At 41.2% G+C, this 23,943-nt stretch carries 19 protein-coding genes and 1 pseudogene; 18 read left to right on the top strand and 2 right to left on the bottom strand.

Annotation, left to right across the window (positions count from 1 at the left end):
• Positions 1 to 43 precede the first annotated feature (43 nt).
• Positions 44 to 916, bottom strand: coding sequence for an L-serine ammonia-lyase, iron-sulfur-dependent, subunit alpha (gene sdaAA, locus HMPREF3108_RS10050; RefSeq protein WP_048777293.1), 873 nt, complete (start codon positions 914 to 916; stop codon positions 44 to 46).
• Between the two features lie 8 nt (positions 917 to 924).
• The gene (gene sdaAB, locus HMPREF3108_RS10045) at positions 925 to 1,596 is read right to left on the bottom strand and encodes an L-serine ammonia-lyase, iron-sulfur-dependent subunit beta (RefSeq protein ID WP_045772597.1); all 672 of its coding nucleotides are present in this window, start codon (positions 1,594 to 1,596) and stop codon (positions 925 to 927) included.
• 325 nt (positions 1,597 to 1,921) lie between these two features.
• On the opposite strand from sdaAB, the gene HMPREF3108_RS10040 reads away from it, so the two are divergent.
• From HMPREF3108_RS10040 to purH, 18 genes and pseudogenes are all read left to right on the top strand, one after another.
• Positions 1,922 to 2,485 (top strand): aggregation-promoting factor, encoded by a 564-nt coding sequence (locus HMPREF3108_RS10040; RefSeq protein WP_048777294.1) that lies wholly within the window; start codon positions 1,922 to 1,924, stop codon positions 2,483 to 2,485.
• A gap of 185 nt (positions 2,486 to 2,670) precedes the next feature.
• On the top strand, positions 2,671 to 3,816 hold the full coding sequence (gene mnmA, locus HMPREF3108_RS10035; protein ID WP_223354086.1) for a tRNA 2-thiouridine(34) synthase MnmA: 1,146 nt from the start codon (positions 2,671 to 2,673) through the stop codon (positions 3,814 to 3,816).
• Between the two features lie 138 nt (positions 3,817 to 3,954).
• Positions 3,955 to 5,874 carry a tRNA uridine-5-carboxymethylaminomethyl(34) synthesis enzyme MnmG gene (gene mnmG / locus HMPREF3108_RS10030; RefSeq protein WP_048777296.1) on the top strand — a complete coding sequence of 640 codons (1,920 nt, stop codon included), beginning with the start codon at positions 3,955 to 3,957 and terminating at the stop codon, positions 5,872 to 5,874.
• Positions 5,875 to 6,215: 341 nt separating this feature from the next.
• Positions 6,216 to 8,195 carry a DHH family phosphoesterase gene (locus tag HMPREF3108_RS10025; protein WP_048777297.1) on the top strand — a complete coding sequence of 660 codons (1,980 nt, stop codon included), beginning with the start codon at positions 6,216 to 6,218 and terminating at the stop codon, positions 8,193 to 8,195.
• Positions 8,192 to 8,644: a 50S ribosomal protein L9 gene (rplI, locus tag HMPREF3108_RS10020; RefSeq protein WP_011999581.1), complete on the top strand. Its 453-nt coding sequence runs from the start codon at positions 8,192 to 8,194 to the stop codon at positions 8,642 to 8,644. The genes HMPREF3108_RS10025 and rplI overlap by 4 nt, the downstream gene beginning before the upstream one ends.
• A gap of 26 nt (positions 8,645 to 8,670) precedes the next feature.
• Entirely contained in the window at positions 8,671 to 10,026 is a 1,356-nt protein-coding gene (dnaB, locus tag HMPREF3108_RS10015) for a replicative DNA helicase (protein ID WP_008808062.1), read from the top strand.
• Position 10,027: 1 nt separating this feature from the next.
• The gene (locus tag HMPREF3108_RS10010) at positions 10,028 to 10,318 is read left to right on the top strand and encodes a Veg family protein (protein ID WP_011999582.1); all 291 of its coding nucleotides are present in this window, start codon (positions 10,028 to 10,030) and stop codon (positions 10,316 to 10,318) included.
• Positions 10,319 to 10,442: 124 nt separating this feature from the next.
• Positions 10,443 to 11,630: a pyridoxal phosphate-dependent aminotransferase gene (locus HMPREF3108_RS10005; protein WP_048777298.1), complete on the top strand. Its 1,188-nt coding sequence runs from the start codon at positions 10,443 to 10,445 to the stop codon at positions 11,628 to 11,630.
• A complete protein-coding gene (gene recO, locus HMPREF3108_RS10000; RefSeq protein WP_070494433.1) occupies positions 11,608 to 12,390 on the top strand; it encodes a DNA repair protein RecO in 783 nt (260 codons plus the stop codon). The genes HMPREF3108_RS10005 and recO overlap by 23 nt, the downstream gene beginning before the upstream one ends.
• Positions 12,387 to 13,388, top strand: a complete 1,002-nt coding sequence (plsX, locus tag HMPREF3108_RS09995) for a phosphate acyltransferase PlsX (RefSeq protein WP_070494431.1) — start codon at positions 12,387 to 12,389, stop codon at positions 13,386 to 13,388. Before recO ends, plsX begins: the two co-directional genes overlap by 4 nt.
• Positions 13,385 to 13,624, top strand: a complete 240-nt coding sequence (locus HMPREF3108_RS09990; protein WP_008808067.1) for an acyl carrier protein — start codon at positions 13,385 to 13,387, stop codon at positions 13,622 to 13,624. The genes plsX and HMPREF3108_RS09990 overlap by 4 nt, the downstream gene beginning before the upstream one ends.
• 152 nt (positions 13,625 to 13,776) lie before the next feature.
• Positions 13,777 to 14,484: a phosphoribosylaminoimidazolesuccinocarboxamide synthase gene (purC, locus tag HMPREF3108_RS09985; RefSeq protein WP_048777302.1), complete on the top strand. Its 708-nt coding sequence runs from the start codon at positions 13,777 to 13,779 to the stop codon at positions 14,482 to 14,484.
• Positions 14,485 to 14,502: 18 nt separating this feature from the next.
• A complete protein-coding gene (locus HMPREF3108_RS09980; protein ID WP_048777303.1) occupies positions 14,503 to 18,246 on the top strand; it encodes a phosphoribosylformylglycinamidine synthase in 3,744 nt (1,247 codons plus the stop codon).
• 83 nt (positions 18,247 to 18,329) lie between these two features.
• On the top strand, positions 18,330 to 19,772 hold the full coding sequence (gene purF, locus HMPREF3108_RS09975; protein WP_048777304.1) for an amidophosphoribosyltransferase: 1,443 nt from the start codon (positions 18,330 to 18,332) through the stop codon (positions 19,770 to 19,772).
• Positions 19,773 to 19,814: 42 nt separating this feature from the next.
• On the top strand, positions 19,815 to 20,837 hold the full coding sequence (purM, locus tag HMPREF3108_RS09970; protein ID WP_048777305.1) for a phosphoribosylformylglycinamidine cyclo-ligase: 1,023 nt from the start codon (positions 19,815 to 19,817) through the stop codon (positions 20,835 to 20,837).
• The gene (purN, locus tag HMPREF3108_RS09965) at positions 20,834 to 21,385 is read left to right on the top strand and encodes a phosphoribosylglycinamide formyltransferase (protein WP_048777306.1); all 552 of its coding nucleotides are present in this window, start codon (positions 20,834 to 20,836) and stop codon (positions 21,383 to 21,385) included. Before purM ends, purN begins: the two co-directional genes overlap by 4 nt.
• 105 nt (positions 21,386 to 21,490) lie before the next feature.
• Positions 21,491 to 22,198, top strand: a pseudogene (locus tag HMPREF3108_RS09960) (suppressor of fused domain protein).
• 32 nt (positions 22,199 to 22,230) lie between these two features.
• The gene (purH, locus tag HMPREF3108_RS09955; RefSeq protein WP_048777307.1) at positions 22,231 to 23,778 is read left to right on the top strand and encodes a bifunctional phosphoribosylaminoimidazolecarboxamide formyltransferase/IMP cyclohydrolase; all 1,548 of its coding nucleotides are present in this window, start codon (positions 22,231 to 22,233) and stop codon (positions 23,776 to 23,778) included.
• Positions 23,779 to 23,943: the final 165 nt, after the last annotated feature.

Here is a 23,943-nt window from a genome sequence, read left to right as displayed (position 1 = left end):
TATGTTATAAAAATCAATAGGTTTACACATTTGTCAATCTGTGTTATTCTCCAAATATCTCTTTTGAAAGTCTGCGACCTGTAGGTGTTGTAGCTAAGCCACCTTCAGCCGTTTCTCGGAATGCAGTAGGAAGACTTGACCCGACTTGATACATGGCGTCAATGACTTCATCAACAGGAATTTTAGATTCGATTCCCGCAAGAGCCATATCTGCTGCAATAAAAGCATAACTGGATCCCATTGCATTTCGCTTGACACATGGCACTTCTACTAGACCAGCAACTGGATCACAAATCAAGCCCAGCATATTTTTAATAACAAAACAAATAGCTTGGCTAGCCTGAAAAGGTGAACCTCCAGCAGCCAGAACTAAAGCAGCTGCGCTCATGGCAGAAGCAGAGCCAACCTCTGCTTGACAGCCCCCTTCAGCACCTGAAATTGAGGCGTTATTGGCAATGACTAGGCCAAAAGCGCCTGCAGCTAACAGAAAGTTCAGCTGTTCTTCTTCTGAGAGTCCTAATTTTTCAATAGCAGATGTAAGGACGGCAGGTAGACAGCCAGCACTACCAGCTGTTGGTGTGGCACAAACCAAACCCATTTTAGCATTATGCTCATTGACAGCAATAGCATTTTTTGCTGCAGTCAGTACAGTGTGATCTGACAATGTTTTTCCAGATTGGATATAGTGGTCAAGTTTTGCTGCATCTCCGCCAGTCAATCCGCTGCGAGACTTGCTTTCATCAAGTCCAAGAAGGACAGAGGCTTTCATGACTTCTAGATTGCGACCCATCAGTTTCAAGATTTCATCTCTTTCGCGACCAGTCAATTCATACTCAGTAGCAATCATTAGTTCTGCAACATTTCCTTGGTAATCCAAGTCAGCTTGCTCTACTAATTCTTTTATAGAATAAAACATATTTTCTCCTACTTAAAGAAATTTACATTATGCAGATGAGGAATGTTTCGAATTTCTTCGACAGCTTCTTCACAGCTACGGCTATCCACTTCAATAATCATTATTGCTTTCTCGCCAGCTTTTTCACGTGTGACATTCATTTGAGCAATGTTGATATTGTAGCGTGAGAGTGCCTCGGTAACGTGAGCAATCATACCAGGGACATCTTGATGAACAATAATAATAGTAGGTGTGTTCATGCTGAGGGAAACTGAAAAACCATTCAGCTCTGTTACTTGAATATTGCCCCCTCCAATAGATACCCCAGTAACACTAATTGTTTTATGATCGTTTTTTATTGTAATTTTCGTTGTATTGGGATGTGGAGCATTACTATCTTTTTGAATAGACCAGACAACTTTTATGCCTCGTTTATGGGCTATTTCTAGACTATTGGGAATCTCTGGATCATCCGTATCCATTCCTAAGATTCCCGCTACAAGAGCTAAATCAGTTCCGTGTCCTCGATATGTTTTAGCAAAAGAATTAAAAAGCTGAAATTCCACTTCAGTAGGTTCATCGTTAAATATAGAATAGACTATTTTTCCAATACGAACGGCTCCTGCTGTATGGCTACTAGATGGTCCAATCATTACAGGGCCAATAATATCAAAAACAGATTGAAATCTTAATGATGTCATGATTTCTCCTCGTGTAAAGTTCTATCTTCATTATAACAAAGTTGAGGGGTATCTGCTTCATTTTTAAATAAAAAATTATAAAATAACAAATCCTATAAATTAGGATAATGATTTGAAAACCAAAATAAAATTTCTTATTTTAAGCCTTTTATAAGCTTTCTTTTTCTAATTTAAACAATTTTGTAACATTTATCATATACTTTAAAAATAGAGGTAACATAGAACCTGTATGATAGGAGTATAGCAAAATGATAGATATGAGACCAAGAAAAAATCATGAACTTTTTGTATCTTGTTTTGCTAGTTACAAGAAAAGGAGAATAAAATGCAAGTACAGACATTTTTAAAAAATAAAAAAAATACAGTAAAGACAGGTGTAGTAAGCTTAGCAGCTTTAGCTTTATTCCTACCAGTAATAGCAAACGCTGATAGTTATACCGTGAAGTCAGGAGATACACTTTCTGCTATTGCGTCAGCTAATAATACAAGTGTTGAAAAGCTAGCTGAACTGAATAAAATTTCTGATGTAAATCTTATCCATGTTGGACAAGTCCTAGAAGTAGGAGGACAGAAGGAAAACAAGACAGAAACTGCACCAACTACAACAACATCTGAGGTTAACAATACGAATACAAACACAGCAAATGCTTCTTCAGGTTTAAGTGCGGAAGATGCAGAAGCTAAAGAATTTATCGCTCAAAAGGAATCAAGTGGTAGTTACACTGCTCAAAATGGTCAATATTATGGTCGATATCAATTAACTATTACATACTTGAATGGAGATCTCTCGCCTGAAAATCAAGAAAAAGTGGCGAATGAATATGTAACAAGTCGATATGGTTCATGGTCAGCTGCTAAAAACTTTTGGTTAGCAAATGGATGGTATTAAAAGGAAACTCTCAATTTTGAGAGTTTTTCTTTACACTATTGTAAACATTCTTTACAAAAAGTAAACTTGGCTAGTAGAAGGAAGCATTCTCTATTTGTTTGTTCTTATAAAAATTTCGTGCTATAATAGAGCTTGCTCAAGCGACCTTCAATCGTTGAAAGCACAGCACGACCTTCAATCGTGAAATAACGAAAAGATGGGAGAACACAATGAGTGATAACTCTAAGACTCGTGTCGTTGTTGGTATGAGCGGAGGTGTCGATTCATCAGTAACTGCCTTGCTCTTAAAAGAGCAAGGTTACGATGTAATTGGTATCTTCATGAAAAACTGGGACGACACGGATGAATTTGGTGTCTGCACAGCCACAGAGGACTACAAGGATGTAGCAGCTGTTGCAGATCAGATTGGCATTCCTTACTACTCTGTCAACTTTGAGAAAGAGTACTGGGATCGCGTTTTTGAATACTTCTTGGCGGAATACCGAGCTGGTAGGACTCCAAATCCAGATGTCATGTGTAACAAGGAAATCAAGTTTAAAGCTTTCCTTGACTATGCCTTGACACTAGGTGCAGATTATGTTGCAACGGGTCACTATGCTCAGGTGAAGAGAGACCAAGATGGTCTAGTACATATGTTACGTGGTAAGGATAACAATAAGGATCAGACTTACTTCCTAAGCCAACTGTCACAGGAACAACTGCAAAAAACCATGTTCCCTCTGGGGCATTTAGAAAAGCCAGAAGTTCGAGCAATTGCTGAAAGAGCTGGTTTAGCTACGGCCAAGAAAAAAGATTCGACAGGTATTTGCTTCATTGGTGAGAAGAATTTTAAAGAATTTCTGAGTCAATATTTACCCGCTCAGCCAGGTCGTATGATGACCTTGGAAGGCCGAGATATGGGCCAGCATGCTGGGTTGATGTATTATACTATTGGCCAGCGAGGTGGTCTTGGAATTGGTGGTCAGCATGGTGGTGATAATGAACCTTGGTTTGTAGTCGGAAAAGATCTCAGCCAAAATATTCTTTATGTTGGTCAGGGATTTTACCATGACAATTTAATGTCAACCAGCCTTGACGCTAGTCAGGTTCATTTCACAAAAGAAATGCCAGAAGAATTTACAATGGAATGTACAGCTAAGTTTCGCTACCGTCAGCCAGATTCTAAGGTGACAGTTACTGTAAAGGGTGACAAGGCGGTTGTCAACTTTGATCAGCCTCAAAGGGCAGTTACACCAGGTCAAGCAGTCGTCTTCTATGATGGGGATGAGTGCTTAGGTGGAGGCTTAATTGACAGAGCTTATAAGAATGGTCAAGTCTTGCAGTACATTTAGATTGACAATTTAGCTTAATTTGCTACAATAAGATAAGCAATACCTATGATGGTCAAAGCTCATGGATGTTGCAGGCTTTTTTGTCCTGCACTTCTGGAGACTTGGCCTTTTTTGGTGAAAAAAACGAAGGAAAAAGAAATGTCACACAATTTTACTGAAAGTTATGATATTATCGTGATTGGAGCGGGGCACGCTGGAGTTGAGGCTTCTTTAGCTGCTAGTCGAATGGGTTGTAAGGTTCTTTTGGCAACCATCAATATTGAGATGCTGGCTTTCATGCCCTGTAATCCCTCTATTGGAGGGTCTGCTAAAGGGATTGTTGTCCGTGAAGTAGATGCATTGGGTGGAGAAATGGCCAAGAATATTGACAAGAGCTATATCCAGATGAAAATGCTCAATACTGGTAAAGGACCCGCTGTTCGGGCTCTTCGGGCGCAGGCAGATAAAGAGCTTTATTCCAAAGAAATGCGGAAGACTGTTGAAAATCAAGAAAATCTGACCTTGCGGCAAACCATGATTAATGAAATCTTGGTAGAAGATGGTAAGGTCATTGGGGTTAAAACGGCAACTCATCAGGAGTATGCAGCTAAAGCCGTCATTGTTACGACTGGAACAGCTTTGCGGGGAGAAATTATTATTGGTGATCTCAAGTATTCATCTGGTCCAAACCATAGCTTAGCAGCAATTCCTTTGGCAGATAATCTGCGTGACCTAGGATTTGAAATTGGTCGTTTTAAAACTGGAACTCCTCCACGTGTTAAGGCGTCATCTATCAATTATGACGTGACTGAGATTCAGCCAGGTGATGAAAAAGCCAATCATTTCTCTTACACATCTCGTGATGAAGACTATGTGAAAGATCAAGTGCCTTGCTGGTTGACTTATACCAATGCAGAAAGTCATGAAATTATTCAAAATAACCTGCATCGTGCTCCTATGTTTTCAGGTATCGTTAAGGGTGTGGGTCCTCGCTATTGCCCGTCAATTGAGGATAAGATTGTCCGTTTTGCGGACAAGGAACGCCACCAGCTTTTCTTAGAACCTGAGGGTCGTGATACAGAAGAGGTTTATGTGCAAGGGCTGTCAACTAGTTTGCCAGAAGATGTGCAGAAGGACTTGGTTCACTCTATCAAGGGTCTAGAAAATGCCGAAATGATGCGGACAGGCTATGCCATTGAGTACGATATGATTATGCCTCACCAGTTGCGGGCAACCTTGGAAACCAAGAAAATTTCAGGTCTCTTTACAGCAGGTCAGACAAATGGGACTTCTGGCTATGAAGAAGCTGCAGGTCAAGGGATTATCGCTGGGATTAATGCGGCCTTGAAAATCCAAGGTAAGCCGGAGTTAATCTTGAAGCGCAGTGATGGATACATTGGAGTCATGATTGATGATTTGGTCACCAAGGGAACCGTAGAACCTTATCGACTTTTGACTAGCCGAGCTGAGTACCGTTTGATTCTCCGCCATGACAATGCCGATATGCGTTTGACAGAGATGGGGCGAGAAATTGGTCTGGTAGATGATGAGCGCTGGGCTCGTTTCGAGATTAAAAAGAATCAATTTGACAATGAAATGAAGCGTTTGGAATCCATCAAGCTAAAACCTGTCAAGGAAACCAATGCTAAGGTAGAAGAGCTTGGCTTTAAGCCTCTGACAGATGCAGTAACTGCCAAAGAATTTATGCGACGTCCGGAAGTGTCTTACCAGGATGTGGTTCAGTTCATTGGTCCGGCGGCAGAGGAGCTTGATGAAAAGATTATCGAGCTAATTGAAACAGAGATTAAGTATGAAGGCTATATTTCCAAAGCTCTTGATCAGGTTGAAAAGATGAAGCGCATGGAAGACAAGCGCATTCCGGCTAATATTGACTGGGATGATATTGATTCGATTGCGACAGAAGCAAGACAGAAGTTTAAGAAAATCAATCCAGAAACAATTGGTCAGGCGAGTCGTATTTCTGGTGTCAATCCAGCAGATATTTCTATTTTGATGGTTTATTTGGAAGGAAAAGCACGTAGTATTTCAAAAAATAAAGAAAAACAAAACCACGTTTAATAAAAAACGTGGTTTTTACACTATATTTACAATATTGTAAATATAGTGTAAATAATATTCGCCTGATATGGATTGAGTTTAAAAGCTTGTGAAAAAAGAACTTTTAATTATTAAACATGACTAAATAACTAGCTTTCTTGAGTGGAGTAACCAATATGTTTACTTTGCTGTAAAATTGTTTTACAACTATGACAACAAACAATTAACTAGAGGATGATGCAATCCATCGAGAAATAATTACTAAGTTTACAAAAAGTTTAAACATCACAAATAAGCTTAGAACCAGTAGAAACTCGCTTTTTTCTTGAATTTATGGTAAAATGGCGGATAAGAGGTTTGTGATGAAAAAATTTCATTTTGCCCCAATTCACTTTGTAATGCTGGGCGTTATTTCTTTTGGAATCTTAGCAGTTTTACTGCGAGCGTTTGGTGAAGGAACGCTTGTTTTGCTTGCTACCTTCTTGGTGGTGGCCTTTTTGGTTTCCCTTCTAATTTATCAACAAAAATTTTTTGAAACAGCTGAATTTGAACAAATTCAGTATGTCAATCACCATGCAGAAAATAGTTTGGCGTCTTTACTAGACAAAATGCCCGTTGGAGTTATTAAAATTAAAGAAGAAACTGGCGAAGTTGAGTGGTTTAATCCCTATGCTGAGTTGCTTTGTACAACAGAAGATGGGGATTTTGATACACAAATGCTACAGCAGATGATGGAGACAGGTTTAGAAGGTTCTGGTCGCTACATGACAATTGGTGACAAGAAATATTCGATTTATCTGGATCGTTCCTCTAATGTTTTCTACTTTTTTGATGCTTCTAATGAGTATGATGCAACTGCAGAATTAGCAACTACACGACCTGTTATTGGTATCATATCTGTTGATAACTATGATGATTTAGAAGATGTTGTATCAGATTCCGATATCAGCCAGATTAATAGTTTTGTTGCCAATTACATTGCAGAATTCTCTGATCGCCATCGGATGTTTTATCGTCGTGTAGGTATGGACCGTTTTTATCTGTTTACAGATTTTACAGTACTAGATCAATTAATGCAGGATAAATTTTCAGTTATTGATCAATTTAGAATCGAGGCCAAGAATCGTGAAATTCCTCTGACTCTCAGTATGGGCTTTGCTTATGGGGATGGGGACCACGATCAAATTGGTAAAACGGCTTTGTTAAATCTAAACCTAGCTGAGGTTCGTGGAGGAGATCAGGCTGTTGTAAAAGAAAATGCTGATGGCAAGAATCCTATCTTCTTTGGAGGTGGCTCTGCTGCAGCTGTGAAACGTACACGTACACGTACTCGGGCCATGATGACAGCTATTTCGGATAAAATCCGTAGTGTTGATCAAGTTTTTGTTGTAGGTCATAAGAATTTGGATATGGATGCCTTGGGTTCGGCAGTTGGAATGCAACTTTTTGCAAGCAATTTAATTGATAAGACGTATGTTGTCTATGATCAGTATCAAATGGCTGCAGATATTGAGAGAGCTGTCAATAAACTCCAAGACGAAGGTCAGACTAATTTGGTAACTGTTGCAGAAGCTATGACGATGGTGACGGGAAACTCCTTACTCATTATGGTTGACCATTCTAAGCTCAGCTTGACCCTATCTAAGGATTTTTATAAACAGTTTTATCAGACTATTGTAATTGATCATCATCGACGGGATGATGACTTCCCAGAAAATGCTGTCATTACTTATATTGAAAGTGGAGCCAGCAGTGCTAGTGAGCTTGTGACGGAATTGCTTCAGTTCCAAAATTCTAAGAAAAATAGATTAAGTAAGATGCAAGCCAGTGTTTTGATGGCTGGAATGATGTTGGATACTAAGAATTTCACATCTCGCGTTACTAGTCGGACATTTGATGTGGCTAGTTATTTACGGACACGGGGCAGTGATAGTGTGACCATTCAAGATATTTCTGCAACTGATTTTGATGAATATCGGGCGGTCAACGAGCTGATCCTACGAGGAAATAAGATATTACCAAACGTCATTGTAGCTAGTGGACCAGAAGATAAGAGTTATCAGACGGTCGCAATCAGTAAGGCGGCGGACACCATGCTTGCTATGTCAGGTATTGAGGCAACCTTTGTTGTAAGTAAAAATACTCAAGGTTATGTTTCGATTTCAGCTCGAAGTCGCAGTAAGATTAATGTCCAACGTATTATGGAAAATATGGGTGGTGGTGGCCACTTTAATCTAGCAGCTGCTCAGATTAAAGATCTAACGGTTGCAGAGGTTACCCGGAAATTAAACCAAGAAATTATTGATGAAGTTATCAAAAAAGAAGAGGAGATAGTAGAATGAAAGTAATCTTTTTAGCAGATGTGAAAGGTAAGGGGAAAAAAGGGGAAGTAAAGGAAGTTCCTACAGGATATGCTCAAAACTTTTTGATTAAGAAAAATTTAGCGAAAGAAGCAACTGCTCAGGCTATTGGTGAGTTACGGGGGAAACAGAAATCTGAAGAAAAAGCCCATGCTGAATTAGTTGCTGAAGCTCAAGCGATTCAGGCTAAATTAGCAGAAGAAGCAACTTTGGTTGAATTTACTGAAAAAGTTGGTCCAGATGGTCGGACGTTTGGCTCTATTACCAGCAAAAAAATTGCAGAAGAGTTAGAAAAACAATTTGGTATTAAGTTGGACAAACGCAATATCAAAGTGGATTCACCGATTCGTTCAGTAGGTCTGATCGATGTTCCAGTGAAGATTTACCAAGACATCACAGGTGTCATCAATCTGCGTGTCAAGGAAGGATAAGTAAGTAGGGGAGAGAGGAGTTCTTTATGGCAGAGATTGATGAATTACGAGCACAGCCTCAAGATATTTTAGCTGAGCAGTCTGTTCTGGGAGCTATTTTTCTTGATGAGAGCAAGCTCGTTTTCGTTCGTGAATATATCGAGCCAGCTGACTTCTTTAAGTATGCCAATCGCTTGATTTTTAAGGCCATGATTGATTTGGCTGATCGTGGTGATGCAATTGATGCCACTACCGTTCGCAATATTCTGGATAGCCAGGATGATTTACAAAACATTGGTGGACTCAGCTATTTGGTTGAAGTGGTTAACTCAGTTCCGACCTCTGCCAATGCAGAATATTATGCTAAAATCGTAGCTGAAAAAGCTATTTTGCGTCGCTTAATTGCTCGGTTGACAGACTCTATCAATCAAGCTTACGATGGAGCCAGCCCAGCAGATGAAATTATTGCTGGTGCGGAGAAGGCGCTCATTGATGTCAGTGAGAATGCTAACCGTAGTGGTTTTAAAAACATCAAAGATATCTTGAATATCAACTTTGAAAACTTGGAGGTTCGTTCTCAACAAACTTCTCATATCACAGGGATTGCGACTGGCTATCCTGAGTTGGATAAGATGACCACAGGTCTACATGAGGAAGAATTGATCATTTTGGCAGCACGTCCTGCGGTCGGAAAAACTGCTTTTGCCCTTAACATTGCTCAGAATATTGGGACCAAACTAGATAAGACTGTCGCTATTTTCTCTTTGGAAATGGGGGCAGAGAGCTTGGTAGACCGGATGTTGGCTTCTGAAGGAGTTATCAATTCGCATTCTATCCGTACAGGACAACTAAGCGATGAAGAATGGCAGAAAGTAACCATCGCTCAAGCAAATCTGGCACAAGCCAGCATTTATATTGATGATACACCAGGGATTCGGATTACAGAAATTCGCTCGCGGGCGAGAAAGTTGGCTCAAGAAACAGGCAATTTAGGCCTAATTTTGATTGACTACCTGCAGTTGATCACAGGAACCGGACGCGAAAATCGTCAGCAAGAGGTATCAGAAATTTCTCGTCAGCTGAAGATTTTAGCAAAAGAGTTAAAAGTACCAGTAATCGCCTTGAGTCAGCTCTCTCGTGGAGTAGAGCAACGACAAGATAAACGGCCAGTGCTGTCTGATATCCGGGAATCTGGATCTATCGAGCAGGATGCGGATATCGTAGCCTTTCTCTATCGGGATGATTATTATGATCGTGCTGGCGAGGAAGAAGAAGGTATTCCAAATAACAAGGTGGAAGTTATTATCGAGAAAAACCGTAGCGGTGCGCGTGGTACGGTAGAATTGATTTTCCAAAAAGAATACAACAAGTTCTCAAGTATTTCTAAAAGGGAGGAAGTATAAAATGAGTGATGCATTTACAGATGTAGCAAAAATGAAAAAAATTAAAGAAGACATCAAGGCACATGAGGGGCAGATTGTCGAGATGACTCTGGAAAATGGGCGGAAGCGTCAAAAGGATAAAAAAGGACGTTTGATTGAGGTTTATCCTTCTTTATTTATAGTAGAATATACAAATGACAATGTTCCAGCTGGAGACTCTGCAAGTACTTATGTAGAATCTTATACTTACTCAGATATTTTGACAGAAAAGAACTTGATTCGCTATTTTGATGATGAAAGCGAAGAACAATAAAGAAAGGATACAAGATTGGGCTTGAGCTGCAATCTTTTTCCTTTTGTGTGATTACAGTCAGTTTTTGCGACGGTCTTTTATTTGTAGTATAATATTTGAAAAGATAAAGATACGGAGGCAATGTATGGATTTAACGAAACGTTTTAATAAGAATTTAGATAAAATTGAAGTATCGATGATTCGTCAGTTTGATCAGTCCATATCAAGTATTCCCGGGGTTTTACGCCTAACTTTAGGTGAGCCAGATTTTACAACTCCGAACCATGTAAAAGAAGCGGCTAAGGTTGCCATTGATGCCGATCAGAGTCATTATACCGGTATGAGTGGTTTGCTTGAGCTAAGACAGGCAGCGAGCGAGTTTGTCAAAGAAAAATATAATTTAGACTATAAACCAGAAAGCGAAGTGTTGGTGACTATTGGTGCAACAGAAGCTTTGTCTGCAACCTTGACAGCTATCTTAGAAGAAGAAGATGTTGTTTTACTTCCCGCACCTGCTTATCCAGGATATGAGCCGATTGTTAATCTTGTAGGAGCTAAAATTGTCGAGATTGATACAACAGAAAATGATTTTGTCTTGACCCCTGAAATGCTAGAAAAGGCTATTTTGGAGCAAGGTGAAAAAGTCAAGGCTGTCATCCTGAACTATCCAGCCAATCCAACTGGTGTGACCTATTCTAGGGAGCAAATCCAGGAATTGGCAGTAGTGTTGAGTAAATATCCAGTCTTTGTTGTCTGTGATGAAGTTTATTCGGAGTTGACTTACAGAGAAGAGGCTCATGTTTCCATCGGTCAGTACCTACCTAAGCAAGCCATTGTTATCAATGGTCTTTCCAAATCTCATGCTATGACTGGTTGGCGATTAGGCTTTATCTTTGCGCCTGCTGAGTTTACCGCTCAGATCATCAAGAGCCACCAATATTTGGTAACAGCTGCAAATACTATGGCCCAATTTGCAGGGGTAGAAGCCTTATCAGCTGGAAAAGACGACGCTCTTCCTATGAAGAAGGAATACATCATAAGGCGAGATTATATCTTGGAAAAGATGAGGGACCTGGGCTTTAAAATTATAAAACCAGACGGTGCTTTTTATATCTTTGCTAAGATTCCGGATGGATTTACGCAGGATTCGTTCGCTTTTCTAAAAGATTTTGCTGAGAAAAAAGCTGTTGCTTTTATTCCAGGTGCAGCTTTTGGCCAGTATGGGGAAGGCTATATTCGGCTTTCTTATGCAGCTAGTATGGAGGTCATTCAAGAGGCTATGAAGCGACTCAAGGAGTACATGGAAGAATATGATGCAGTCCATCACGAGTAAAGCGCTAGTACTCTATAATCGAAACTTTCGTGAAGACGACAAATTAGTAAAAATCTTTACAGAACAGGCTGGCAAACGTATGTTTTTCGTGAAACATGCCACCAACTCTAAGCTGAGTCCTGTTATTCAGCCCCTTACCTTGGCAAATTTGCTTATGAAAGTGAACGATGATGGTCTGAGTTATATTCAGGATTATCAGGATGTCCAGCCTTTTACTCGAATTAATAGCGATTTGTTCATCATGGCCTATGCGACCTATGTAGCTGCCTTGGCAGACGCTAGTATTCAGGACAATCAAGCAGATGCAACTCTTTTTGCTTTCCTGACAAAAACCTTGGAGTTAATGGAAGACGGTTTAGACCATGAGATTTTGACAAATATTTTTGAAGTTCAGATTTTGTCACGTTTTGGTGTTTCTCTAAATTTCCACGAATGTATCTTTTGTCACCGAACTGGATTACCTTTTGATTTTTCCTTTAAATTCAATGGTGTCCTCTGTCCAGACCACTATCATGAAGACGATCGTCGCTGTCATCTTCATCCCAATATCCCATTTTTACTTGATCAATTTCAGGCAGTAGAATATAGCACTCTGGAAACTATTTCACTAAAAGCAGAAATTAAACAACAACTACGCGAATTTATAGATCAAATTTACGACGATTATGTTGGAATTCATTTGAAATCAAAGAAATTCATTGATTCTCTAGGAGACTGGGGAAGTATTTTAAAAGATAAAGAAAATAAGGAGTCAATATGAAAAAAATTGCCATTGATGCTATGGGAGGCGATTTTGCCCCTCAGGCCTTGGTAGAAGGAGCTAATCAAGCTCTTCAAGAGTTTTCAGATATCGAGCTGATTTTATATGGAGATGAGGCCAAGATCAAGCAGTATCTGACTGCAAGTGAGCGAGTTAGCATTGTCCACACAGATGAAAAGATTAATTCTGATGATGAGCCAACCAAGGCCATTCGTCAAAAGAAGAACTCTAGTATGGTCTTAGCTGCTAAGGCTGTTAAAGCAGGAGAAGCAGATGCTGTTCTTTCTGCTGGGAATACAGGTGCACTTTTAGCGGCAGGCTTCTTTATTGTAGGCCGTATTAAAAACATTGATCGACCAGGTCTGTTGTCAACTCTACCAACCGTTGATGGTCAGGGATTTGATATGCTGGATTTAGGAGCAAATGCAGAAAATACCGCTCATCATTTGTATCAGTACGCCAAGTTAGGATCTTTTTATGCTGAGAGTGTGAGAGGAATTAAGAAACCACGTGTAGGTCTTTTGAACAACGGGACAGAAAGTAGCAAGGGTGATCCTTTACGTAAGGAGACCTATGAACTACTTGCTGCAGATTCCTCTCTTAATTTTATTGGAAATGTGGAAGCGCGTGAGTTGATGAATGGTGTAGCTGATGTTATAGTGACAGATGGATTCACCGGAAACGCAGTCTTAAAGTCTATTGAGGGAACAGCGCTCAGCATTATGGGGCAGCTTAAGAAGAGTATTTTAGGTGGTGGTCTCAAGGCCAAGTTGGGTGCCTTGCTTTTAAAAGATAGCCTGAAGGAACTAAAATCTAGACTAGATTATTCTGATGCTGGAGGAGCCGTATTATTTGGTCTAAAAGCGCCAGTTGTTAAGACTCACGGCTCAAGTGATGCAAAAACAGTTTGCAGTACGATTCGTCAAATTCGAACAATGCTACATACTGATGTGGTTGGTAAATCAGTTACAGAATTCTCAAAGGAGGAAACACAATGACGCAGGAAACAATCTACCAAAAGATCGTATCTATCATTCAAGAACGCCAAGGTAAAAGTTTTGAGGTAACTCCGGAATTAAGCTTTAAGGATAATCTTGGGGCGGATTCTGTTGATATGATGGAGTTTATTCTGACTTTAGAAGACGAATTTGGAATTGATATTTTAGATGAAGATATTGATCGTCTATGCAGTGTTGCAGATGTAGTAGCATATATTGAGAAAAAAACAAAGTAGGCCTTGACCTACTTTTTTCTATATTTTGATAAGGAAGGTAGTTTAAATAAAAAAATCAATGGAAGTTAGACGCAAAATACGGATACAGCTTGTAAATATCTAGTTCGTATGATAAAATGAAGGCATAAAAATTACGAAAGGCGAACATTAAAATGTCAAATAAATTGATATATTCGGGAAAAGCCAAAGATATTCTTGCTACAGATGATGAGGATGTGATTGTAGCACATTATAAGGATCAAGCTACCGCTTTTAATGGGGTTAAGAAAGAACAGATTGTTGGTAAGGGAGTACTCAATAATCAGATTTCATCATTTATTTTTGAAAAACTGAATGCTGCGGGTGTAGCCACGCATTTTATTGAAAAGATTTCAGATACAGATCAACTCAACAAAAAAGTAAAGATTATTCCATTAGAAGTAGTGCTTCGGAACTATACAGCAGGATCTTTCTCTAAGCGTTTTGGAGTAGAAGAAGGGATTGCACTTGAGACCCCGATTGTGGAATTTTACTACAAAAATGATGATTTGGACGATCCTTTCATCAATGATGAGCATGTAAAATTCTTGAAGATTGCTAACGACGAAGAAATTGCCTTTTTGAAAGAGGAGACTCGTCGGATCAATGAGCTTTTATCAGACTGGTTCCGCCAAATTGGATTGAAATTGATTGATTTCAAGTTAGAGTTCGGCTTTGACAAAGAAGGAAAAATTATTCTAGCAGATGAATTTTCACCTGATAACTGCCGTCTCTGGGACGCAGAAGGACACCACATGGACAAGGATGTTTTCCGGCGTGGTCTTGGTGAATTAACGGATGTTTACCAAGTTGTTTGGGAGAAGTTGCAGGCGATTAAGTAAGGACGGGTGTGAAAAGTCATGGACAAGCGTATTTTTGTAGAGAAGAAAAATAACTTTGGTATCAAGTCACAGAGTTTAATGAAAGAGCTGATATATAATCTCCAGTTAAAAACATTATCAGATCTTCGTATAATTCAGGTTTACGATGTTTTTCATCTGGCAGAAGACTTGTATACTCGGGCTGAAAAACATATTTTTTCTGAGCAAGTAACAGATAGATTGCTGACAGAAGAGGAAGTAGAGGTTGCACTTGCAGAAACAGCGTTTTTTGCTATCGAAGCTCTGCCGGGTCAGTTTGACCAACGCTCAGCTAGCGCTCAGGAGGCTTTATTGCTCTTGGGCAGTGATAGCAATGTAATTGTAAATACAGCTCAACTTTATTTAGTCAACAAAAATATTGATGCCAATGAACTGAAGGCGATTAAGCGTTATCTTCTAAATCCTGTGGATTCTCGCTTTAAAGATATTCTCTCAGGCCTCCGTCCTCAGGAATTTTCAAGCTCTGACAAGGAAATTCCAAATCTAGATTTCTTTGAAAACTATACGGCAGAAGATTTTTTGCTCTACAAGTCTGAACAAGGTTTGGCTATGGAAGTTGACGATCTCTTATTCATTCAAGATTATTTCAAATCCATTGGGCGCGTGCCAACAGAGACAGAGCTAAAGGTCCTAGATACTTATTGGTCTGATCATTGTCGCCATACAACCTTTGAGACTGAGTTAAAAACGATTGATTTTTCAGCTTCTAAGTTTGAAAAACAATTGCAGGCTACTTATGATAAATACTTGGCTATGCGCAATGAGTTGGGACGTGGGGAAAAACCGCAGACTCTCATGGATATGGCGACTATTTTTGGCCGCTACGAAAGAGCCAATGGCCGTCTAGATGATATGGAAGTTTCTGATGAAATCAATGCCTGCTCAGTCGAAATTGAAGTGGATGTCAATGGTGTGAAAGAACCATGGCTGCTGATGTTTAAAAATGAAACCCACAACCACCCAACAGAAATTGAGCCTTTTGGTGGCGCTGCGACTTGTATTGGTGGAGCTATTCGTGATCCACTCTCTGGTCGTTCTTATGTTTATCAAGCAATGCGGATTTCTGGTGCGGGCGATATTACCCAGCTGATTGCTGAAACGCGAGCTGGAAAGCTTCCTCAGCAGATCATTTCTAAAACAGCAGCGCATGGCTATTCTTCTTACGGTAATCAAATTGGTTTGGCAACAACTTATGTCCGTGAGTACTTCCACCCAGGTTTTGTAGCTAAGCGGATGGAGCTTGGAGCGGTTGTCGGAGCGGCTCCTAAAGAAAATGTTGTTCGTGAAAAACCAGTAGCGGGTGATGTGGTCATCTTATTAGGTGGAAAGACAGGGCGCGACGGAGTTGGTGGCGCAACAGGCTCTTCAAAGGTGCAAACTGTAGAATCTGTAGAGACTGCTGGTGCTGAAGTTCAAAAAGGGAATGCCATTGAAGAACGCAAGATTCAACGCCTTTTCCGTAATGGAAATGTGACTCGACTGATTAAGAAATCAAATGACTTTGGAGCTGGTGGTGTCTGTGTAGCTATTGGTGAATTAGCAGATGGTCTTGAAATCAATCTTGATAAGGTACCTCTTAAATACCAAGGGCTCAATGGAACAGAAATCGCTATCTCTGAATCACAAGAACGGATGGCTGTTGTTGTTCGTCCTGAGGATGTGGATGCCTTTGTTTCGGAATGTAACAAAGAAAATATTGACGCTGTTGTTGTTGCGAAAGTGACTGAAAAACCAAATCTGGTTATGCACTGGAATGGTGAAACAATTGTCGACTTGGAGCGTTCTTTCCTTGATACAAATGGCGTTCGTGTTGTAGTCGATGCCAAGGTGGTTGACAAGGATGTCAAGCTACCTGAAGAAAGGACAACATCAGCTGAAAGTCTTGAAACAGACCTATTATCTCTTCTATCTGATCTCAACCATACTAGTCAAAAAGGTTTACAGACGATTTTTGACAGTTCTGTAGGACGTTCAACTGTCAATCATCCTCTGGGAGGTCGTTATCAAATAACTCCAACAGAAGCTTCTGTTCAAAAACTACCTGTTCAGTCTGGTTTTACGAATACTGCATCTGTAATAGCTCAAGGTTTCCATCCGTATTTGGCTGAATGGTCACCTTATCATGGAGCAGCATATGCTGTGATCGAAGCAACTGCCCGATTAGTTGCCGCTGGTGGAGAATGGTCTAAGGCTCGTTTCTCATACCAAGAGTACTTTGAGCGGATGGATAAGAAAGCTGAACGTTTTGGTCAGCCCGTATCTGCCCTTTTAGGATCTATTGAAGCACAGATTCAGCTAGGCCTTCCATCTATTGGTGGTAAGGACTCTATGTCAGGTACTTTTGAAGAGTTGACAGTGCCTCCAACTCTTGTTGCATTTGGTGTAACAACTGCAGATAGTCGAAAAGTCCTGTCTCCAGAATTTAAAGCAGTGGGAGAATGGATTTACTATATCCCAGGACCAGCCCTATCTCAAGAAATTGATTTCGAGACTGTAAAGGCAAACTTTACACAGTTTACAAGTCTTCAAAAAGAACATAAAATCAGTGCGGCATCAGCAGTTAAATATGGTGGAGTACTTGAAAGCTTAGCTCTTATGAGTCTGGGGAATCGTATAGGAGCAAAAGTAAACTTAACAGATCTGTCAACTTGTTTAACTGGTCAGCTAGGTGGCTTTGTCTTTACATCTAAAGAGGATATTCCAAATGTAGCTAAGATTGGACAAACAACTCAATTGTTTACATTGACCGTAAACGATATTGACATAAATGGTTTAAATGTGCTCAATGCTTTTGAAGGAAAGTTAGAAGCAGTTTACCCAACTGAATTTGAACAATCTAAAGTTTTAGAGGATGTCCCTGCACTAGTCTCTGATACAGTGATAAAAGCCAAGGATACAGTAGCTGAGCCACTGGTTTACATACCAGTCTTTCCTGGAACAAACTCAGAATACGACTCAGCTAAGGCCTTTGAAGCAGCTGGTGCAAAGGTTAATCTAGTTCCCTTTGTTACTTTGGATGAAGTAGCTATTGTCAAGTCTGTTGACGCAATGGTTGACAATATTGACAAGGCAAATATTATCTTCTTTGCAGGTGGCTTCTCTGCTGCAGATGAGCCAGATGGGTCAGCTAAGTTTATCGTCAACATCCTGCTCAACGAGAAGGTTAAGAAAGCCATTGATGCTTTCATCAGTCGTGGTGGCCTCATCATTGGTATCTGTAATGGATTCCAGGCTTTAGTCAAATCTGGACTTCTTCCTTACGGAAACTTTGAAGATGCAGGTGCTAGTAGCCCAACTCTCTTTTACAATGATGCCAATCAGCACGTGGCCAAGATGGTGGAAACTCGAATTGCCAATACCAACTCACCATGGTTGGCTGGCGTGCAAGTAGGAGATATCCATGCCATCCCAGTGTCGCACGGTGAAGGGAAGTTTGTCGTGACGGCCGAGGAATTCGCGGAGCTCCGTGACAATGGTCAAATCTTTAGCCAATACGTTGACTTTGACGGCAAACCAAGTATGGACTCTAAGTACAATCCGAATGGTTCTGTTAATGCCATCGAAGGAATTACTAGCAAGAATGGTCAAATCATCGGTAAGATGGGACACTCAGAACGTTATGAAGATGGTCTTTTCCAAAATATTCCAGGCCAGAAAGACCAGAAATTGTTTGAAAGTGCCGTTCGTTATTTCCAAGCGGGTCAAGATAACACTGGCTTGTAATAGAAAGTAATCAAAAAGGAGTCTACTTGGTCTGTCAGATCAGGTTTTCTCCCTTTTCAGGATAAAAGAATTTAGGTAAAAAAATGACATACGAAGTAAAGTCACTTAATGAAGAATGTGGTGTTTTCGGTATTTGGGGACATCCGGATGCGGCTAAATTGACCTATTTTGGGCTCCATAGTCTTCAGCACCGCGGTCAGGAGGGGGCAGGAATCCTCTCCAATGACCAGGGACAACTAAAGCGCCATCGTGATATGGGACTTCTATCAGAAGTGTTCAGAAATCCAGCTAATTTGGATAAACTGACTGGAACGAGTGCGATTGGGCACGTTCGTTATGCGACTGCAGGAGAAGCTTCTGCGGATAATATCCAGCCTTTCATTTTTCGCTTTCATGATATGCAGTTTGGACTTGCTCATAATGGGAACCTAACTAATGCAGAATCTCTAAAGAAAGAATTGGAACAAAGAGGCGCTATTTTCAGCTCAACCTCTGATTCTGAAATCTTGGCTCACTTGATTCGTCGTAGTCATAATCCTAGTCTAATGGGTAAAATTAAAGAAGCACTCAGTCTTGTCAAAGGTGGGTTTGCTTATATTCTACTTTTTGAAGACAAGTTGATTGCGGCGCTTGACCCAAATGGCTTCCGTCCGCTTTCTATTGGGAAAATGAGCAATGGAGCAGTTGTGGTTTCTTCTGAAACTTGTGCTTTTGAAGTGATTGGTGCTGAGTGGATTCGTGATGTGAAGCCAGGGGAGATTGTCATCATTGATGACAGTGGCATCCAGTACGATAGTTATACGAATGATACCCAGTTGGCGATTTGCTCTATGGAGTATATCTATTTTGCGCGTCCTGACTCCAATATCCATGGTGTCAACGTCCATACAGCCCGCAAGAGAATGGGGGCTCAATTGGCGCGTGAATTCAAACATGAGGCGGATATCGTAGTCGGTGTTCCGAATTCTTCACTAAGCGCAGCCATGGGCTTTGCGGAAGAATCTGGTCTGCCAAACGAAATGGGATTAATTAAAAACCAATATACACAACGCACCTTTATCCAGCCAACTCAAGAATTGCGGGAGCAAGGGGTGCGGATGAAACTGTCAGCTGTTTCAGGCGTTGTCAAAGGCAAACGTGTGGTGATGATTGATGATTCCATTGTTAGGGGGACAACCTCTCGCCGTATCGTTCAGCTCTTGAAAGAAGCAGGGGCGTCTGAGGTTCACGTTGCTATTGGCAGTCCAGCGCTAGCTTATCCATGTTTTTACGGGATTGATATCCAGACGCGGCAGGAGCTGATTGCTGCCAATCATACCGTTGAAGAAACCTGCCAAATCATTGGTGCGGATAGCCTGACCTATCTTTCTATTGATGGCTTGATTAACTCTATCGGGATTGAAACAGATGCGCCAAACGGTGGTCTCTGTGTCGCTTACTTTGACGGCGACTACCCAACTCCTCTCTACGACTATGAAGAAGAATATCGTAGAAGTTTGGAAGAAAAGACGAGTTTTTACAAATAGACGGATGAGATTTTCCATTATACAAAAGGAAGAGGAGACTAAATGACAAATAAGAATGCATACGCTCAATCTGGTGTGGATGTTGAAGCGGGGTATGAAGTAGTTGAACGAATCAAAAAACATGTGGCTCGTACGGAGCGTGCAGGGGTTATGGGAGCTTTGGGTGGCTTCGGTGGTATGTTTGACCTTTCAAAAACAGGTGTCAAAGAGCCTGTTTTGATCTCAGGTACAGATGGTGTTGGTACCAAGTTGATGCTAGCTATCAAGTATGACAAGCACGATACCATTGGTCAGGACTGTGTGGCCATGTGTGTCAATGACATCATCGCTGCAGGTGCGGAGCCCCTCTATTTCCTTGACTATGTCGCGACTGGCAAGAATGAACCAGCCAAGCTAGAACAAGTGGTTGCTGGTGTAGCAGAAGGTTGTGTGCAGGCAGGCGCCGCTCTTATCGGTGGAGAAACGGCTGAAATGCCTGGTATGTACGGTGAAGATGATTATGACTTGGCTGGTTTTGCAGTCGGTGTGGCTGAAAAATCTCAAATTATTGATGGTTCAAAAGTGACGGAAGGAGATGTTCTTCTCGGGCTTGCTTCAAGTGGGATTCACTCCAATGGTTACTCACTTGTGCGTCGCGTCTTTGCCGACTATACAGGTGAGGAAGTCTTGCCAGAATTGGAAGGCAAGAAACTTAAGGAAGTCCTTCTTGAGCCGACTCGTATCTATGTCAAGGCTGTCTTGCCTCTCATCAAGGAAGAGCTGGTCAACGGTATTGCCCACATCACAGGTGGTGGTTTTATCGAGAATGTCCCACGTATGTTTGCAGATGACTTGGCTGCAGAGATTGAGGAAAGCAAGGTTCCAGTGCTTCCGATTTTCAAAGCTCTTGAAAAATACGGTGAAATCAAGCATGAAGAAATGTTTGAAATCTTCAATATGGGTGTTGGACTCATGTTGGCAGTTAGCCCTGAAAATGTAGGCCGTGTCAAAGAATTGCTGGATGAACCAGTCTATGAAATTGGTCGCATCGTCAAGAAAGAAAACGAAAGTGTCATCATCAAATGAAAAAAATAGCGGTTTTTGCCTCTGGTAATGGCTCAAATTTTCAGGTGATTGCCGAAGAATTTCCGGTAGAGTTTGTCTTTTCAGACCATCGTGACGCCTATGTGCTCGAGCGTGCAGACAAGCTTGGCATTCTGTCCTATGCTTTTGAACTAAAGGAGTTTGAGAACAAGGCAGACTATGAAGCAGCCCTTGTCGAACTCTTGGAAGAACACCAGATTGACTTGGTTTGCCTCGCCGGCTACATGAAAATCGTTGGGCCAACCTTGTTGGCAGCTTATGAAGGTCGAATTATCAACATTCATCCAGCCTACCTGCCCGAATTTCCAGGAGCTCATGGGATTGAGGACGCTTGGAATGCTGGGGTTGCTGAGAGCGGCGTGACCATTCACTGGGTGGACTCGGGTGTGGATACAGGCAAGGTCATCAAACAAGTCCGTGTGCCACGACTAGCTGATGATACCATCGAAAGCTTTGAAGCTCGCATTCATGAGGCAGAGTACAAGTTGTATCCAGAGGTGTTGGATAGCTTGGGAGTGGAGAGACGATAGGAAGGAAGTCTGAAATGCTTTTTGGAAGGGTTAAAGCCCTCTTCAAAAACTACCTCTATTAGGAGTTGGTAAATCATGAGTAAGAATCTTAGCTAAGGAGAATTTATGGGTTTATTTGATTTTTTTAAGAAGAAATCTTCCGGTGAGGAAAAGCCGATTGAAGATGGAGACAAGACTGTTATTCAATCTGATAATACAGATGATAGCGCTCCAGGATGGGAAGCCATTGATGCAGAATTTGATCGTCTCTATCCTGATCAACCCAATCCTCGGCATTATGGAACACTTATTAAATATATGTTTGGTGGTCCAGATCCTCTTGATGGTATCAGTGTTTATGATGCGGGGGGATTTTGGCATTTTGTTGGCTATGGCTTGTCAGAATTATATACAAAGGAAAGCTCAGATCCAGAATACAGTGGTTATGGGATTGAATTGACTTTTAAGTTAAAGAAATCAGATAATGACGAAGAAGAAATCAAAAATGGCTGCGGTTTATTGCAATATGTGGCAAGATATATTTTTAAAACGGGTAAAGTTGTTTTACCAGAAGAATACATTTACACCAAGCAAACGGTAGGAATTGATGCCCAGCAAAAATCAAAGTTGACAGGTTTTCTGACTGCTCGCGATAATCTAGCTAAGCCCCTAGACACTCCGCATGGAAAAGTAGAATTTGTAACCCTGATTGGTGCAACAGATGCATAACTGCGAAGCGTGTATGAAAGTGAAACAAGTAAGCTTGAGGTAAGAAGATTATTGCAAGAACTTGGGAATCAGATTACAGACTATGATCGCCAGTCTTTAGTTTAAATGATGTGAAAGATACAAGGAAAGGAAAGAAAATGACTAAACGCGCCTTAATCAGCGTCTCAGACAAAGCGGGCATTGTTGAATTTGCCCAAGAACTCAAAAAACTTGGTTGGGATATCATCTCAACAGGTGGGACCAAGGTTGTCCTCGATAGTGCTGGGGTAGAGACCATTGCTATTGACGACGTGACTGGCTTCCCAGAAATGATGGATGGTCGTGTCAAGACCCTGCACCCGAATATCCACGGTGGGCTCCTCGCTCGTCGTGATCTCGATAGCCATTTAGAGGCGGCTAAAGATAATAATATTGAGCTTATTGACCTTGTGGTGGTCAATCTCTATCCTTTCAAGGAAACAATTCTCAAACCAGATGTGACATACGCTGATGCGGTGGAGAATATCGATATCGGCGGGCCGTCTATGCTTCGTTCAGCAGCTAAAAACCATGCCAGTGTAACAGTTGTGGTAGACCCTGCTGATTATGCTGTAGTTCTTGAAGAATTGTCAGCCAATGGCGAAACTACTTACGAAACTCGCCAACGTTTAGCAGCAAAAGTTTTCCGCCACACAGCGGCTTATGACGCCTTGATTGCAGAGTATTTTACTACTCAAGTCGGAGAAAGCAAGCCTGAAAAATTGACCTTGACTTATGATCTCAAGCAAGTTATGCGTTATGGTGAAAACCCTCAACAGGATGCGGACTTCTACCAAAAAGCCTTGCCGACAGACTACTCAATTGCTTCAGCGAAACAGCTCAACGGTAAGGAATTGTCCTTTAACAATATCCGCGATGCGGATGCAGCTATCCGTATCATTCGTGATTTCAAAGACCGTCCAACCGTTGTGGCTTTGAAACACATGAATCCATGTGGTATCGGTCAAGCAGATGACATCGAGACTGCTTGGGATTATGCTTATGAGTCTGATCCTGTCTCAATCTTTGGTGGGATTGTCGTCCTTAACCGTGAGGTGGATGCTGCGACAGCTGAGAAGATGCATGGCGTCTTCCTTGAAATCATCATTGCACCGAGCTATACGGATGAAGCGCTAGCCATTTTGACCAACAAAAAGAAAAACTTGCGTATCCTTGTCTTGCCATTTGATGCTCAAGATGCCAGTGAAGTGGAAGCAGAATACACAGGTGTTGTCGGTGGACTTCTTGTGCAAAACCAAGACGTGGTGAAAGAGAGCCCAGCTGAATGGCAAGTGGTGACCAAACGCCAGCCAACCGAGACAGAAGCGACAGCTCTTGAGTTCGCATGGAAGGCTATCAAGTACGTCAAATCAAACGGAATCATCGTGACCAACGACCACATGACACTTGGTGTTGGCCCAGGTCAGACTAACCGTGTGGCTTCAGTCCGTATTGCCATTGACCAAGCCAAAGATCGTCTTGATGGTGCTGTACTTGCTTCCGACGCCTTTTTCCCATTTGCCGATAACGTGGAAGAAATCGCCAAAGCCGGTATCAAGGCCATCATCCAACCAGGTGGCTCCGTCCGCGACCAAGAATCCATCGAAGCTGCGGACAAATATGGCTTGACCATGGTCTTCACAGGCGTGAGACATTTTAGACATTGATAACCGACCTGTCCATTTTCGATATGTTTTTCCTTTTAAAGACTTCCGGGTAAAGGAAGAAATGGCTTAGTTAGTCAGGAAATTTGTTTGTTTGACTAAAGTAAGCCAACATACTCTCAATAAAAGAAAAATCAAAAAAGCTATCAATTCAGTTAATTGATAGCT

The sequence above is a fragment of the Streptococcus sp. HMSC10A01 genome (genome assembly GCF_001807785.1).
Classification (GTDB): Bacteria; Bacillota; Bacilli; order Lactobacillales; family Streptococcaceae; genus Streptococcus; species Streptococcus gordonii.
The sequence above is the reverse complement of the archived record's forward strand: the minus strand, read 5'-3'. Positions and strand labels throughout refer to the sequence as shown.